The sequence below is a fragment of the Pseudooceanicola aestuarii genome (assembly GCF_010614805.1).
Classification (GTDB): Bacteria; Pseudomonadota; Alphaproteobacteria; order Rhodobacterales; family Rhodobacteraceae; genus Pseudooceanicola; species Pseudooceanicola aestuarii.
Genome location: NZ_JAAFZC010000001.1, coordinates 51,330 through 65,327 on the forward strand (window position 1 = coordinate 51,330; position 13,998 = coordinate 65,327).

11 protein-coding genes are annotated in these 13,998 nt (G+C 64.8%); 7 read left to right on the forward strand and 4 right to left on the reverse strand.

Annotated features, from left to right (window positions below; translation table 11 throughout):
* Positions 1-117: 117 nt before the first annotated feature.
* Complete coding sequence (locus G5A46_RS00195; RefSeq protein WP_163846183.1) at positions 118-858, forward strand: glutaredoxin family protein; 741 nt, start codon at positions 118-120, stop codon at positions 856-858.
* Positions 859-970: 112 nt separating this feature from the next.
* On the opposite strand, the gene G5A46_RS00200 is transcribed toward G5A46_RS00195, so the two are convergent.
* Entirely contained in the window at positions 971-2,404 is a 1,434-nt protein-coding gene (locus tag G5A46_RS00200; RefSeq protein WP_163846185.1) for an NAD(P)(+) transhydrogenase (Re/Si-specific) subunit beta, read from the reverse strand.
* A 14-nt stretch (positions 2,405-2,418) separates the two neighbouring features.
* The gene (locus tag G5A46_RS00205; RefSeq protein ID WP_163846187.1) at positions 2,419-3,993 is read right to left on the reverse strand and encodes a Re/Si-specific NAD(P)(+) transhydrogenase subunit alpha; all 1,575 of its coding nucleotides are present in this window, start codon (positions 3,991-3,993) and stop codon (positions 2,419-2,421) included.
* A gap of 383 nt (positions 3,994-4,376) precedes the next feature.
* On the opposite strand from G5A46_RS00205, the gene G5A46_RS00210 reads away from it, so the two are divergent.
* On the forward strand, positions 4,377-5,129 hold the full coding sequence (locus tag G5A46_RS00210; RefSeq protein ID WP_163846190.1) for an SDR family NAD(P)-dependent oxidoreductase: 753 nt from the start codon (positions 4,377-4,379) through the stop codon (positions 5,127-5,129).
* Between the two features lie 257 nt (positions 5,130-5,386).
* Here G5A46_RS00210 and G5A46_RS00215 read toward each other — a convergent pair whose 3' ends face one another.
* Positions 5,387-6,163, reverse strand: coding sequence for a gamma-glutamyl-gamma-aminobutyrate hydrolase family protein (locus tag G5A46_RS00215; protein ID WP_163846192.1), 777 nt, complete (start codon positions 6,161-6,163; stop codon positions 5,387-5,389).
* A 162-nt stretch (positions 6,164-6,325) separates the two neighbouring features.
* Positions 6,326-6,505, reverse strand: coding sequence for a hypothetical protein (locus G5A46_RS00220; protein ID WP_163846194.1), 180 nt, complete (start codon positions 6,503-6,505; stop codon positions 6,326-6,328).
* Positions 6,506-6,638: 133 nt separating this feature from the next.
* Between G5A46_RS00220 and pepN the strand changes: the two genes are divergently transcribed.
* The 5 genes from pepN (at position 6,639) to G5A46_RS00245 (ending at position 13,891) form a co-directional block, all read left to right on the forward strand.
* On the forward strand, positions 6,639-9,203 hold the full coding sequence (pepN, locus tag G5A46_RS00225) for an aminopeptidase N (protein WP_163846195.1): 2,565 nt from the start codon (positions 6,639-6,641) through the stop codon (positions 9,201-9,203).
* Positions 9,204-9,373: 170 nt separating this feature from the next.
* The gene (locus G5A46_RS00230) at positions 9,374-9,934 is read left to right on the forward strand and encodes a type 1 glutamine amidotransferase domain-containing protein (RefSeq protein ID WP_163846197.1); all 561 of its coding nucleotides are present in this window, start codon (positions 9,374-9,376) and stop codon (positions 9,932-9,934) included.
* A gap of 166 nt (positions 9,935-10,100) precedes the next feature.
* Positions 10,101-11,372: a hypothetical protein gene (locus G5A46_RS00235; RefSeq protein WP_163846199.1), complete on the forward strand. Its 1,272-nt coding sequence runs from the start codon at positions 10,101-10,103 to the stop codon at positions 11,370-11,372.
* A gap of 164 nt (positions 11,373-11,536) precedes the next feature.
* Positions 11,537-13,048 (forward strand): Asp-tRNA(Asn)/Glu-tRNA(Gln) amidotransferase subunit GatB, encoded by a 1,512-nt coding sequence (gene gatB / locus G5A46_RS00240; protein WP_163846201.1) that lies wholly within the window; start codon positions 11,537-11,539, stop codon positions 13,046-13,048.
* 375 nt (positions 13,049-13,423) lie between these two features.
* Entirely contained in the window at positions 13,424-13,891 is a 468-nt protein-coding gene (locus G5A46_RS00245; protein ID WP_163846203.1) for a thioesterase family protein, read from the forward strand.
* The last annotated feature ends 107 nt before the right edge of the window (positions 13,892-13,998 follow it).

The window sequence follows — 13,998 nt, forward strand, 5'->3', positions numbered from 1 at the left end:
CGCCGCAAACCCGGCACCTGAGAGGGGGCGGCACGCGCGGGCGGCCGCCCCTTTTTCATGGCCGGATCGAACTCCGCGCCACCCCGCGCGTTGGCTCCGCATCGAAAGGAGATCCCGATGCCCCGGACCGCAACGCTCTATCGTATGGACATGCCAGACCACCTTTGCCCCTTCGGTTTGAAATCCCGATGGCTGCTGCGGCGCAAAGGCTACGCAGTCGATGATCACCTGCTGACCAACCGGAGGGAAACGGATGCCTTTCAGCGCAAACATGACGTGACCACCACGCCCCAGACCTGGATCGAGGGCACGCGCATCGGCGGCTATGACGACCTTCGCGCCCATTTCGGCAGCCCCCTGAAGGCGGAGGGAGAGACGACCTACCGGCCGGTCATCGCCCTGTTTGCCGTCGCCCTGGCCCTCGCGCTGGCGATGCTCTGGCGGGCCGGCGCGCCGATCCTGTCCCTGGAATTGGTGGCGCGTTTCGCCGCCATTGCCATGGTGCTGCTGGGCCTTCAAAAGCTGCGCGACGTGGAGAGTTTCTCAACCATGTTCCTGAATTACGACCTGCTGGCGCGGCGGCAGGTCGGCTACGGCTATGTTTACCCCTGGGCCGAAACGGGCGCCGGGCTGCTGATGTTGGCCGGTGCGCTCACCTGGCTGGCCGCGCCCGTGGCGCTGGTCATCGGGACCATCGGCGCCGTGTCGGTGATCAAGGCCGTCTATATCGACAAGAGAGAACTGAAATGCGCCTGCATGGGCGGCGGCAGCGACGTGCCGTTGGGCTTTGTCTCCCTCACGGAGAACCTGATGATGGCGGCGATGGGCGTCTGGATGCTGACCCGTCTGTTCACCTGATCCGGCAGCCTACCTGCCCGGCCCTCTCCCACAGACCTGGCCCCGTGGCCCGATACAACGCAAAGGGGGCGATGGTCGCCCATCGCCCCCTCGTCATGTCATGTGATCGCGTTCAGGTCATCTTGGTCAGCAGATCGTCCAGCGATTTCTTGGCATCGCCGTAGAACATCCGCGTGTTGTCCTTGTAGAACAGCGGGTTCTCGATCCCGGAATAGCCGGTGCCCTGCCCGCGCTTGGACACGATCACGTTCTTGGCCTTCCAGACCTCCAGCACCGGCATCCCGGCGATGGGCGAATTGGGATCGTCCTGCGCCGCCGGGTTCACGATGTCGTTGGAGCCGATGACGATCACCACGTCGGTGTCGGGGAAATCGTCGTTGATCTCGTCCATCTCCATCACGATGTCATAGGGCACCTTGGCCTCTGCCAGCAGCACGTTCATGTGCCCCGGCAGACGGCCCGCAACCGGGTGGATGGCAAACCGGATTTCCTTGCCCTTGGCGCGCAGCTTGCGGGTCAGTTCGCTGACCGATTGCTGCGCCTGCGCCACCGCCATGCCGTAGCCCGGCACGATGATCACGCTGTCGGCCTCGTCCAGAAGCGACGCGACACCATCGGTGTCGATCGCCACCTGCTCGCCCTCCACCTCCATCGCCGGACCCGCCGCGCCGCCGAAGCCGCCCAGAATGACCGAGATGAAGGACCGGTTCATGGCCTTGCACATGATGTAGGACAGGATCGCCCCGGAAGAACCGACAAGCGCCCCCACAACGATCAGCAGATCATTGCCCAGCGAGAAGCCGATGGCCGCCGCCGCCCAGCCGGAATAGCTGTTCAGCATGGAAACCACGACCGGCATGTCCGCGCCGCCGATGCCCATGATCAGGTGGTAGCCGATGAACAGCGCGAACAGCGTCATCAGGAACAGCGGCAGGAACCCGCCGGTATTGAAGTACCAGATCAGGCAGATCACCGACAGGCCCGCAGCCGCGGCGTTCAGGATATGCCCGCCCGGCAGTTTCGTCGCTGCCGAGGAGACCTTGCCCGCCAGCTTGCCATAGGCGATCACCGATCCGGTGAAGGTCACGGCGCCAATGAACACGCCCAGGAAGAGCTCTACCCGCAGGATGTTCACCTCGACCGCCGTCTTGTGCGACACGATGGCGGCGAACCCTTTCAGCGCCTCGTATTGCTCATGCGGCATGGCCATGACGCGAACCAGTTCCAGATGGGCGTTGTAGCCCACGAAGACCGCCGCCAGCCCGACCAGGCTGTGCATCGCCGCCACCAGCTGCGGCATCTCGGTCATCTGGACGCGTTTTGCGACGACCACGCCGATCAGGCCACCAGCCGCGATCAGCACCGCCGACAACAGCCAGAGCCCGGCACCCGGGCCGATCAGCGTCGCCAGAACCGCAAGGCCCATGCCGACGATGCCGTACCACACCGCGCGTTTCGCGCTTTCCTGTCCGGACAGACCGCCCAGCGACAGGATGAAGAGGACCGCCGCGACCACATAGGCCGCCGTCGTGAATCCGAATTCCATTGTCCTCTACCCCCTTACGATTTCTGGAACATGGCGAGCATCCGCCGTGTTACCAGGAAGCCGCCGAAGATGTTGATCCCGGCCATGAACACCGACAGGCCCGCCAGCAGGATCACAAGGAACGACCCCGATCCGATCTGCATCAGCGCGCCCAGGATGATGATGGAGGAGATCGCATTGGTCACCGCCATCAACGGTGTGTGCAGCGAATGGCTGACGTTCCAGATCACCTGGAACCCGATGAAGACCGACAGCACGAACACGATGAAATGCTGCATGAAGCTGGCCGGCGCGACCAGTCCGACGCCCAGCAGCAGCACCGCGCCCACGGCCAGCAGCGTGACCTGGTTACGCGTCTGCGCCTTGAAGGCGGCCACCTCGGCGGCGCGCTTCTCCTCGGCGGTCAGCTCCTTGGGTTTTTCCTTGGGCTTCTGGGCCGCGATGGCCTGCACCTTCGGCGGCGGCGGCGGGAAGGTGATCTCCCCCTCGTGGGTGACCGTCGCGCCCCGGATCACGTCGTCTTCCATGTCGTGGTTGACGACGCCGTCCTTCTCCGGTGTCAGGTCGGTCAGCAGGTGCCGGATGTTGGTCGCATACAGCGTGGAGGCCTGCGTCGCCATGCGCGAAGGGAAATCGGTGTAGCCGACGATCGTGACACCGTTTTCGGTCACGATCTTCTCGTCCATCACCGTGCCTTCGGCATTGCCGCCGCGTTCCGCCGCCAGGTCGACGATGACCGACCCGCGCTTCATGCTGGCGATCATGTCCTCCAGCCACAGCTTGGGCGCCTCGCGGTTGGGGATCAGCGCGGTGGTGATCACGATGTCCATATCGGGTGCCAGCTCGCGGAATTTGGCCAGCTGGGCTTCCCGGAATTCGGGAGAGGACACAGAGGCATAGCCGCCGGTGGCAGCGCCGTCCTGCTGCGCTTCCTCGAAATCCAGGTAGACGAATTCGGCACCCATGGATTCGACCTGCTCCGCCACTTCGGGCCGCACGTCGAACGCGTAGGTCACCGCCCCCAGAGAGGTCGCCGTGCCGATGGCGGCCAGGCCGGCGACGCCGGCGCCCACCACCAGAACCTTGGCCGGGGGCACCTTGCCCGCAGCCGTGATCTGACCGGTGAAGAAGCGGCCGAAGTTGTTGCCCGCTTCGATCACCGCGCGGTAGCCTGCGATATTCGCCATGGACGACAGCGCGTCCATCTTCTGCGCCCGCGAGATCCGCGGCACCATGTCCATCGCCATCACAGTCGCGCCGCGCGACTGGCACAGCTCCAGCAGCTCGGTGTTGCCGGCAGGGTTGAACATGGAAATCAGGGTCTGCCCCTGGTCCAGCCGCTTCGCTTCCGTATCGGTGGGTGGCCGCACCTTGGCGATCACGTCGACGGCCTTGAACAGCTGGGCCGCGGTCTTCTCGACCGTGACGCCTGCCTCTTCATAGGCGGCGTCGGCGAACCCTGCCCGGACACCCGCGCCGGTTTCGATAAAGCACTCGTGGCCGAGTTTCTGAAGCTGAAGCGCCGAGTCCGGCGTCATGGCCACGCGGGCCTCGCCGTCCAGCACCTCTTTCGGTGTACCGATCTTCACCTTTCTTCGTCCCCCTTAAGACATTCTTGCCTGTGTGACTCTTGGAATTTCCAAAAATCGTGATAGCGCTAGCGCGCAACAATGTTGCGCGACATCATCGCACGATTTGCCCTGATCGCCGGGTGAAGTCAAACCCAACGGCGTGTCTTTTCTACGCAACCGCGGAATTCGTTGCGGAATCCAGTGTGCGGCGCGGGATCTGCCGCCGGATCCGGCGTACGCCTACAGGTTGAGCCATGGCGCCCGGAGGGTCAAACCGAAACTCCCCCGCCCCGGCGCAGATGCGGCCGGACATGCGCCTTGCGTCCACCTTCCGGGCAGATATGGTCCCGCGCAAATGGAACCGGGTTCCCCGGATCACAGCTCAAACAGGGAGAGATCACATGATGCTGGAAGGCAAACACGCCATCGTCACCGGGGGCGGCACCGGGATCGGCCTGGCCATCGCGCGCGGCCTGGTGGCCGAAGGCGCCGCCGTCACGATCACCGGCCGCCGGCTGGAAGTGTTGGAAGCCGTCGCCGAACCGGGGATGCACCCGATGGTCATGGACGTCACCGACGAGGACAAGGTACGCGACACCACCGCCGCCGCCGTCGCGGCCCGGGGCCCGGTCCAGATCTGTGTCGCCAATGCCGGCATCGCGGAGGGGCGCAAGCTGCACAAGACCTCAACCGAGATGTGGCGCAAGATCATGGCGACCAACCTGGACGGCGCCTTCTTCACCATCCGCGAAAGCCTGAACTCGATGCTGGAGACGGATTGGGGCCGGGTCATCGCCATCTCCTCCATCGCCGGTCTGCGCGGGGCGCCCGGCGCGGGGGCCTATGCCGCGTCCAAACACGGGGTGATCGGCATGATCCGCTCCTTGTCCGAGGATTTCATGGCACAGCCCTATACATTCAATTCAATTTGCCCCGGCTATGTCGATACGCCCATCGTGGCCCGGAACACCGATGCGATTTCCCAGCGTGCCGGTGTCAGCGAGGACGAGGCCCGAGGCATGATGGTCGACCAGAATCGACACAAGCGTTTGATTGCGCCCGAAGAAGTTGCCGCCGCCGTGCTGTGGCTGTGCAATCCCCTCACGCAAAGCGTCAACGGTTCCGAGATCCCGATCGCTGGCGGTCAGATCTGAATTATTCGCGGTTCGTCCCGATCTTCGCCCGGCTGGTAACGAATTGCTAACGTTTGCGCGCCATGTTCGGAAGGGATCGGGCGACCGATTGATTGATGAGTAACGAGTATGTGGTTCACGGGCGGGTCTTGCTCTGGCCCGCCCAAATCCTTCCGGGTTCCGGGCCCGACTGCACGGGAATGCCGCGCGGTGGGCGGTGGTCGGCGCCTTGTGGTCCGCCCGCAGTGACGCCGGCGCCGGTTGCCAGTGTCCGGGCCTCAGGCGCTGGCGTGCATGGGGGCCGTCTGACGTTGGGACCATGCACGGGCGGCCTGTCCCAAGGCTTCAAACAACGGACGCGACACCGGATCGTTGGCGGCGTTGTATTCCGGGTGCCACTGCACCGACAGGGTAAAGCCCGGTGCGCCCTCCACATAGGCGGCCTCCGGTGTGCCATCCGGCGCCCAACCGTCGATGCGGAACCGCGCGCCTGCGTTGACCACCCCCTGCCCGTGCAAGGTGTTGGTCATCACTTCCGGCGCGCCCATCACCTTGTGGAAAACACCTCCTTCGGTGAATTTCACCTTGTGACGCAGCGCGAATTTTTCCTCCAGTGTGCCATCGGGGGGCATCCGGTGGTTCTGGCGCCCCGGCAGATCGCGGATCTCCGGGTGCAGGGTCGATCCCATCGCCACCGCGACCTCCTGAAAGCCGCGGCAAATGCCCAGGAACGGCTGCCCCCGTTCCACGCAGGCACGCACCAGCGGCAGGGCCACGGCATCGCGCGCCCGGTCGAAATCCCCATGCGCGGCCGTCGCGGCCTCGCCATATTCCTCCGGGTGCACATTCGGGCGCCCGCCGGTCAGAAGAAACCCGTCAAACGCTTCCAACAACTCCGGCAGGGGCGTCAGGCGCGGATCGGCGGGGATCAGCAAAGGCAGGCAATCGGCCACCTCGGCCACCGCTTCGGAGCACATGATGCCCCCGGCATGGGCCCGGTAGCTGTCGTTGATGAGATGTTGATTGGTTATGATGCCGATGCGGGGTCTGGTCATGGGAGGCCTGCTGATTGGATACCCTCGAAGATAGGTATTTTCAGCCCACTCGCAAACGACATTCTCTGTGCGTCCGTGCAGGACCGCACGGACTGCTATTCAAATACGCACCTCTGCGCATTGCCGCCCAGCCCCGAACCGGGGCCGGGACGACGCTGCAATCTATTGTTCGGCTTCCGCCGCGGTGGGTGCATCAACAGGCGATTCCTCGTCCCCGCTCAGCGCGGTAAAGGTGATCGCCACACCGATAAGCAGCCCCACGGCGACGGACAGCAGAATGCCCCAGACGGGGCCGCCATGGCGGCGGGCCTGGCGGTCGACATTGGTGTCGGGTGCAGACATGAAAACGCTCCTTTCAGGATCGGCCAACTGGATTCCCCACATCAACGCACGAGGCCCCGCTCAGGTTCAACCGGGTTGCAATTCCACCCGGCCGCGCGGATGGTTCGCGCCACATGACAAGAGGACAGAAGCCATGAAAGACGCAGGCGCGACCCCGACGGACCGGACCGTTCACCTGAAGGACTACACCCCGTTCGGCTGGAAAGTCGACAGCGTCGATCTGACCTTTGTCCTGGCTCCCCACGCCACACGGGTCAAAAGCCGGATCCGGTTCACCCCCACTCCGGAGGCGCCGGCACAGGATTTTTTCCTGCACGGAGAGGATCTCAGCCTGATTTCTGCGGCCATCGACGGCACCCCGATCCTCCCCGAGCAGACCGGGGCGGGCCTGACCTGCCCGGTCCCCGACCGCCCGTTCCTGTGGGAGGCGGAAGTGGAAATCGCACCGGCGCGAAACACCGCGCTCGAAGGGCTCTACATGTCCAACGGCATGTATTGCACCCAGTGCGAAGCCGAAGGCTTTCGCAAGATCACGTTCTACCCCGATCGGCCCGACGTGATGTCCATATTCACCGTGCGGATCGACAGCGACCTGCCGGTTCTGCTGTCCAACGGCAACCCGCGCGCACAGGTACCCGGTCATGCGATCTGGCATGACCCCTGGCCCAAACCGGCCTATCTTTTTGCGCTGGTGGCCGGCGACCTGCGCGCGCTGTCCGATACGTTCACCACCCGCTCCGGCCGCGACATCGAACTCAACCTTTGGGTGCGTCCCGGGGACGAGGGGAAATGCGACTTCGGGATGGAGGCGCTGAAAAGATCCATGGATTGGGACGAGCGGATCTATGGCCGGGAATATGACCTGGACATCTTCAATATCGTTGCAGTGGATGATTTCAACATGGGTGCAATGGAAAACAAGGGGCTGAACATCTTCAATTCCGCCGCGGTCCTTGCCTCGCCGGAAACAGCGACGGATGCAAATTTCGAACGGATCGAGGCGATCATCGCTCACGAGTACTTTCACAACTGGACCGGGAACCGTATCACTTGCCGCGATTGGTTCCAGCTCTGTCTGAAAGAAGGGCTGACCGTTTTTCGCGACGCCCAGTTCACCGCTGACATGCGTTCGGAGCCGGTGAAACGGATCACCGACGTGATCGACCTGCGCGCCCGCCAGTTCCGCGAGGACAACGGCCCCCTGGCCCACCCGGTGCGGCCGGAGAGTTTTCAGGAAATTAACAATTTCTACACGGCTACGGTCTACGAAAAGGGTGCGGAACTCATCGGGATGCTGAAACGGCTGGTGGGCGACGTGGCCTATGCCCGGGCGCTGGATCTCTATTTCGACCGGCACGATGGACAGGCCTGCACGATCGAGGATTGGCTGAAGGTATTCGAAGACACCACCGGCCGCGACCTGTCGCAATTCAAACGCTGGTATTCCCAGGCCGGGACCCCGCGTCTGGACGTGACGGAAGAATGGGAGAACGGAACATATGCACTGACCTTTCACCAGCACACGCCACCGACCCCGGGCCAGCCCGACAAGCTGCCGCAGGTGATCCCCGTAACGCTTGGCCTGCTGGGCCCTGATGGCACGGAAGTTCAACCCAGTGTCTTGCTGGAGGTCACGGAAGCGGAGCAGCGGTTTACCTTTCCCGGTCTGTCGGCCCGTCCGATACCGTCCATATTGCGCGGCTTCTCCGCCCCCGTGATCCTGCGGCGAGAGGTCGACAACGCCGAACGGGCGTTCCTGCTGGCCCATGACAGCGACCCGTTCAACCGTTGGGAGGCCGGGCGCGCCCTGGCCAAGGACGCATTGATCCGCATGATCACCGACGGCGCGGCCCCGGATGGCGCCTTCATCGCCGCACTGCGCAACGTCTCGACTGACGAGACCCTGGACCCGGCGTTCCGCGCGCTGGTGTTGGCCCTGCCGTCAGAGGACGATCTGGCTCAGACCTTGCATGACACCGGGATCATCCCCGACCCGCAGGCGATCTGGTCAGCGCGGGAGGCAATGCGCGACAGCATGGCGGCGGAGATGGAGCAGGTGCTGGCGGATCTCTACGATGCCCACCAGGTGCCCGGCGCCTTTCGTCCCGATGCCGATGCGGCGGCCGCACGGTCACTGACCAACGGGGCACTGATGCTGCTGTCCCGGCGCGATGACGGTGCGCGGGCCCGGGCGCAATTCGCGTCCGCCGACAACATGACGCAGCAAATCGCCGCCCTGTCGGCGCTGCTTTCCGTGGACAAGGCCGATGACGCATTGGCCCGGTTCGCGACACAATGGGCCGATGATCGGCTTGTGATGGACAAGTGGTTCATGTTGCAGGTGGCCTTTGCCGCGCCGCAAAACGCGGCGCGCGTGGCGGAACGTCTTGCCGGGCACCCGGCGTTCGATCGGCGCAATCCGAACCGGTTCCGCGCCGTCTTTGGCGCCCTTGCCGGACATGCGGCCGGGTTCCACCGGGCCGATGGCGCAGGTTACAATCTGTTGGCCGATCAACTGATCGCGCTCGACGACCTGAACCCGCAGACCACCGCGCGGATGTGCGCCGCATTCCAGAGCTGGCGCCGGTATGACGCGGACCGGCAGCAAATGATCCGGGAGGCGCTGTCGCGCATCGCGGCCAAGCCGGGGTTGTCGCGCGATACCGACGAAATGGTTTCCCGCATTCTGGAGGGGTAACAGCCGGCGCGCACGAATGGCCGCAGGGCGGGGCGAGCGGCGCCCACCGTGGCGGAACGCCGACCACGGGCGACGATCCGCGCGCTCGCCTGCCTGCCGCCACGGGAACGGAACAGCGGTGGGGGCGGCAGTGTTGTAAGGGCAAATCCATCGCAACGAAGGAGATGACCATGCCAGCCATTACCGAGGCGAAAATCCTGATCCTCGCAACCCACGGGTTCGAGCAATCGGAACTCGAACACCCCCTGTCCACGCTGAAAGAAGCCGGCGCCACCGTGCATGTCGCCACGCTGGACGGCAAGGCGATCCGCGGCTGGGACAACACCGATTGGGGCCGCGAAGTCGCCGCCGATGTGAAGGCCGCCGACATCACTCCCGGCGATTATGATGCGCTGGTCCTGCCGGGTGGCCAGATCAATCCCGACCTGCTGCGCGTGGAGGAGGACGCCATGTCCATCGTCCGGGCCATGATCGACGGCGGCAAGACCGTCGCTGCCATCTGCCACGCCCCTTGGCTGCTGATCGAGGCAGGCGCGGTGAAGGGGCGCGACGCGACCTCCTACCCGTCGATCAAGACCGACATGATCAATGCCGGCGCCAATTGGACCGATGCTGAAGTAGTCACCGACAACGGCATCATCACCTCCCGCAGCCCGAAGGATCTGGAGGCGTTCAGCGCCAAGATCATCGAGGAGATCGAAGAAGGCGAGCACAAGCGAAAAGCGGCCTGATCGCCGCTGAATATTCGCAATTTGATCAACAATACGACCCCCGCGACCAGTTTTCGCGGGGGTTGTTTTTGTTTTGGCAACACCGGCCCCACAAACTCCTGCCTGCGTCCTTTTTTCGGCCCGATTGCCCGGGCACCAAGGATGAAACGAGTATGGAGTCCTCTCGATGCGCCGCCTGTCGCCCTTCAATCCGCTGTCTCTTCTGGCGCCCCGCAACCGGGCGGGGGAGGCCGGTGCCGGCATTCTGCCCGAGGGCCGGCCGGTGGCAAATTCCGGGTCCGGGCTGCACAGCCGCCGCCTGGGGGCGCCGCTGCCGCTGGTCACCGCGACCCGCGCCGACACCGCCCGCGCAGCAGCTTTTCGCAAGGGCCGCGATCTTGCCCGGCAGGACCGATGGGAGGTTCTGGGCGACCTGATCCGCCGCACCGATCAGGCGCGCGACATCGGCGCCGATGGATTCAGCCAGGCGGTCGCCATGGCCGCAGGCGCGCGATCGGATATCGAACTCGCCGCGCGCAAGGCCAAGGCGGAGGGCCATGCCCCCTGCCCCGCCGCTATCGCCGAACTGGATGATATGGCCGATGCGAATGCAGCCTGCTGGGGCGTCGCCGTGACCATCGCTCTGGCGCATATGGCCATCGGGTGGAGCCACCTTGGCCCGCGCTTGCCGCAATCCCGTCCGATCCGCCCCGACGCGGCCTTTGCCGCGCATTTCGGCCGCGCCGCCGACCTGATCGATCGGTTTCACGCGGTGGAGGAAAACAGCCCCCTGCTGGCCGCCGCCCAATGCCGGCTGCTGGCCGCAGATGACCACGGTATCAATCGCCTGGCGGAGGATTACGCCGATCTGATCGACCTGGATCCGGGCAATCCGTCGCATCTGCGCGCCTTTGGCCGGGATCTGCTGCCCGGATGGCATGGTGGCCCCGGCGACCTGGACCGCCAGGCGCGGGAAACCGCCGTGCGGCTGGCCGATATCTGGGGCGCGGGCGCCTATGGCTGGGTCTGGATGGGGGCGTTGGCCCATGATCCCTATGCCGCCGAATCCTGCGATGCCGACCTGATGGACAAGGCTTTGCAGGACATCCTGGCCCGCCGCCCCGACCAATACACGATCAACGCGATTTCGGCATTTTGTCTTGTGGGCATGGTCCCCGACGCCGCCCCCGGCGATCTGTCCCTGCCTGCCCGCCGTCTGCGTGGGCGGCTGGCGGAGGCGGGGCAGAAGATCGCCGCCACACAGCTGACCGGCTTGCACCCCGCCATCTGGGCTGACCCGTTTCAGCGCGCCGAATGCGGGTGGGGCGCCCCCGACGCGGCCGCGCGGGAACGCGCCGGCCGCCGCGCGCGAGAGCTGACATCGGCCTGCCGCCGCCTGGGCACCCCTCCGCCGGCCCCCATGGGCGGGGCCGGTGGCCGCTCCGCCCTGCGACTTTGACCCCGACCCGTCCGCCCCGCACCCGCCAACGGGGCAAATCCCCAGCCCTACACGCGCAATCCCCGGCCGCGCTTTGCACCCGCATTGGCCGGGCACGGGGCCTTGCCCCCTTCTCACCGCTCCCCTAGAACCCGTGCTCAAGCCATTCCGGGAGAGGACAAGGCATGTTGGACCTGACATATGAAACGCCCAAGCCCAAGGTAATCGCCGGGGCGAAGCACGATTGGGAACTGGTCATCGGGATGGAGGTACACGCGCAGGTGTCCTCCCGGGCCAAGCTGTTCTCCGGCGCGTCCACCCGGTTCGGTGCGGAACCCAATTCCAACGTCGCCTTTGTCGATGCGGCCATGCCCGGCATGCTGCCCGTGATCAATGAGTTCTGCGTGGCCCAGGCCGTGCGCACCGGGCTGGGGCTGAAGGCGCAGATCAATCTGCGCTCCGCTTTCGATCGGAAGAATTATTTCTATCCCGACCTGCCGCAGGGCTACCAGATTTCCCAGCTGTATCACCCCATCGTCGGCGAGGGCGAAATCCTGGTGGACATGGCGCCTGGTGTGGCGCGCCTGGTGCGGATCGAACGCATCCACCTGGAACAGGACGCGGGCAAGTCGATCCATGACATGGATCCGGCGATGTCCTTTGTCGACCTGAACCGGACCGGCGTCGCCCTGATGGAGATCGTCTCCCGCCCTGATATCCGCGGACCGGAAGAGGCCGCCGCCTATATCACCAAGATGCGGCAGATCCTGCGCTACCTTGGCACCTGCGACGGCAACATGCAGAACGGCAACCTGCGCGCCGATGTGAACGTGTCGGTCTGTCGTCCGGGGCAATACGAGAAATACCAGGAGACGCAGGACTTCAACCATCTCGGCACCCGCTGCGAGATCAAGAACATGAATTCCATGCGCTTTATCCAGGCCGCGATTGATTACGAGGCGCGCCGCCAGATCGGCATCCTGGAGGCCGGTGGCGACATCGTGCAGGAAACCCGCCTCTACGATCCCGACAAGAACGAGACCCGGTCGATGCGGTCCAAGGAAGAAGCGCATGACTACCGGTACTTCCCCGATCCCGACCTGCTGCCGTTGGAGATCGAGCAAGGTTGGGTGGACGATATCGCCGCAGGCCTGCCGGAACTTCCGGACGAGAAAAAGGCGCGGTTCGTCCGGGATTTCGGGCTGTCGGAATACGACGCCTCCGTCCTGACGGCCGAGGCGGAGAATGCCGCCTATTTCGAACAGGTGGCCGAGGGGCGGGATGGCAAGCTCGCCGCCAACTGGGTCATCAACGAGCTGTTCGGCCGCCTGAAGAAGGATGACAAGGGCATCGACGACAGCCCTGTCAGCCCCGATCAGCTGGGCGGGATCATCGCTCTGATCACCAAGGGCGACATCTCCGGGAAAATTGCCAAGGATCTGTTTGAAATCGTCTATACCGAGGGCGGCGACCCGGCGGAGATCGTCGCCGCGCGCGGCATGAAACAGGTCACCGACACCGGCGCGATCGAGGCCGCCGTGGACGAGGTCATCGCGGCAAATCCCGCACAGGTGGAAAAAGCGCAGCAGAACCCGAAACTTGCGGGCTGGTTCGTTGGCCAGGTGATGAAGGCCACCGGCGGCAAGGCCAACCCCAAGGCGGTGGATGAGCTGGTGAAAGCCAAGCTGGGCCTTTAACCCGCCCTCAACCCGCAAGGGGGTATTCCCTGCGGAACCGCCTGCTGTGCGGCGACACGCCCCCTCATCTCTGCCGGGAGCGTGCTTGCCCCCGGCCTTGATGGGACATGCGCATCGCTCAGACCATGGCTGTGGCCCCCTGTCGGCGTCCGCAAGCCATCCCTGTGGACCCTGCCCCCCGGGCCGGGCCATGCTCTTCTAGGTCAGGTCATGCTCCAAACCGCTGCGCCCGCCACGCAGCCGGGGAGCGCATGACGCGGGCGCCCCCGATCCCGGCCGCGTCATCCCCAAACCACAGCACGGCATCGGATCGCCTGGCCGGTCTGGACCTTCGCCGCGCCCCCCGCTACGCCGATACGGCAGAAGGAGGGAGCGATGGCTGAATTCATTTCGGAACCGATGGGGCTGAAGCCCGAGTGGATCGATTTCAACGGCCACTTGAACATGGCCTATTACAACGTGCTGTTCGATACCGGCGTCGACGATGCCTTCGAATTGCTGGGCCTGTCGGAACGCTACATGCGGAACACCGCCCACACGACCTATTCCGCCGAATTCCGCACCCGGTACCTGCGGGAATTGCACCTGGGCGCACAGGTCAGGGTGACCCTTCGGATCCTGGATCACGGGCCGAAGAGCTTTCATTTCTGCCAGACGATCCAGCACCAGGACGGCTGGATCGCCGCCACCGGCGAGGGCATCAGCCTGCATATCGACCAATCCGGCCCCCGGGTGGCACCCTATCCGCCCGAGATCCACGAAAAGATTGCCGCGATGGCCGCCGATCATGCCACACTGCCGGTGCCCGATTGGGTCGGCGCGCCGATGGGTCTGCGGAAATGATCATGGCGATGCCAGATTTCCGGTCCGGGATCGCCCCAAAGGCAATGCATATCTTTCGCTCGGATCTTGCGGTATTCTTTGGCCTGGTCCGGCCCGGCACGGATAAA

Coding starts and splice junctions, on each gene's coding strand:
- G5A46_RS00195 (WP_163846183.1), top strand. CDS start 118: ATGCCCCGGACCGCAACGCTCTATCGTATGGACATGCCAGACCACCTT.
- G5A46_RS00200 (WP_163846185.1), bottom strand. CDS start 2,404: ATGGAATTCGGATTCACGACGGCGGCCTATGTGGTCGCGGCGGTCCTC.
- G5A46_RS00210 (WP_163846190.1), top strand. CDS start 4,377: ATGATGCTGGAAGGCAAACACGCCATCGTCACCGGGGGCGGCACCGGG.
- G5A46_RS00215 (WP_163846192.1), bottom strand. CDS start 6,163: ATGACCAGACCCCGCATCGGCATCATAACCAATCAACATCTCATCAAC.
- G5A46_RS00220 (WP_163846194.1), bottom strand. CDS start 6,505: ATGTCTGCACCCGACACCAATGTCGACCGCCAGGCCCGCCGCCATGGC.
- pepN (WP_163846195.1), top strand. CDS start 6,639: ATGAAAGACGCAGGCGCGACCCCGACGGACCGGACCGTTCACCTGAAG.
- G5A46_RS00230 (WP_163846197.1), top strand. CDS start 9,374: ATGCCAGCCATTACCGAGGCGAAAATCCTGATCCTCGCAACCCACGGG.
- G5A46_RS00235 (WP_163846199.1), top strand. CDS start 10,101: ATGCGCCGCCTGTCGCCCTTCAATCCGCTGTCTCTTCTGGCGCCCCGC.
- gatB (WP_163846201.1), top strand. CDS start 11,537: ATGTTGGACCTGACATATGAAACGCCCAAGCCCAAGGTAATCGCCGGG.
- G5A46_RS00245 (WP_163846203.1), top strand. CDS start 13,424: ATGGCTGAATTCATTTCGGAACCGATGGGGCTGAAGCCCGAGTGGATC.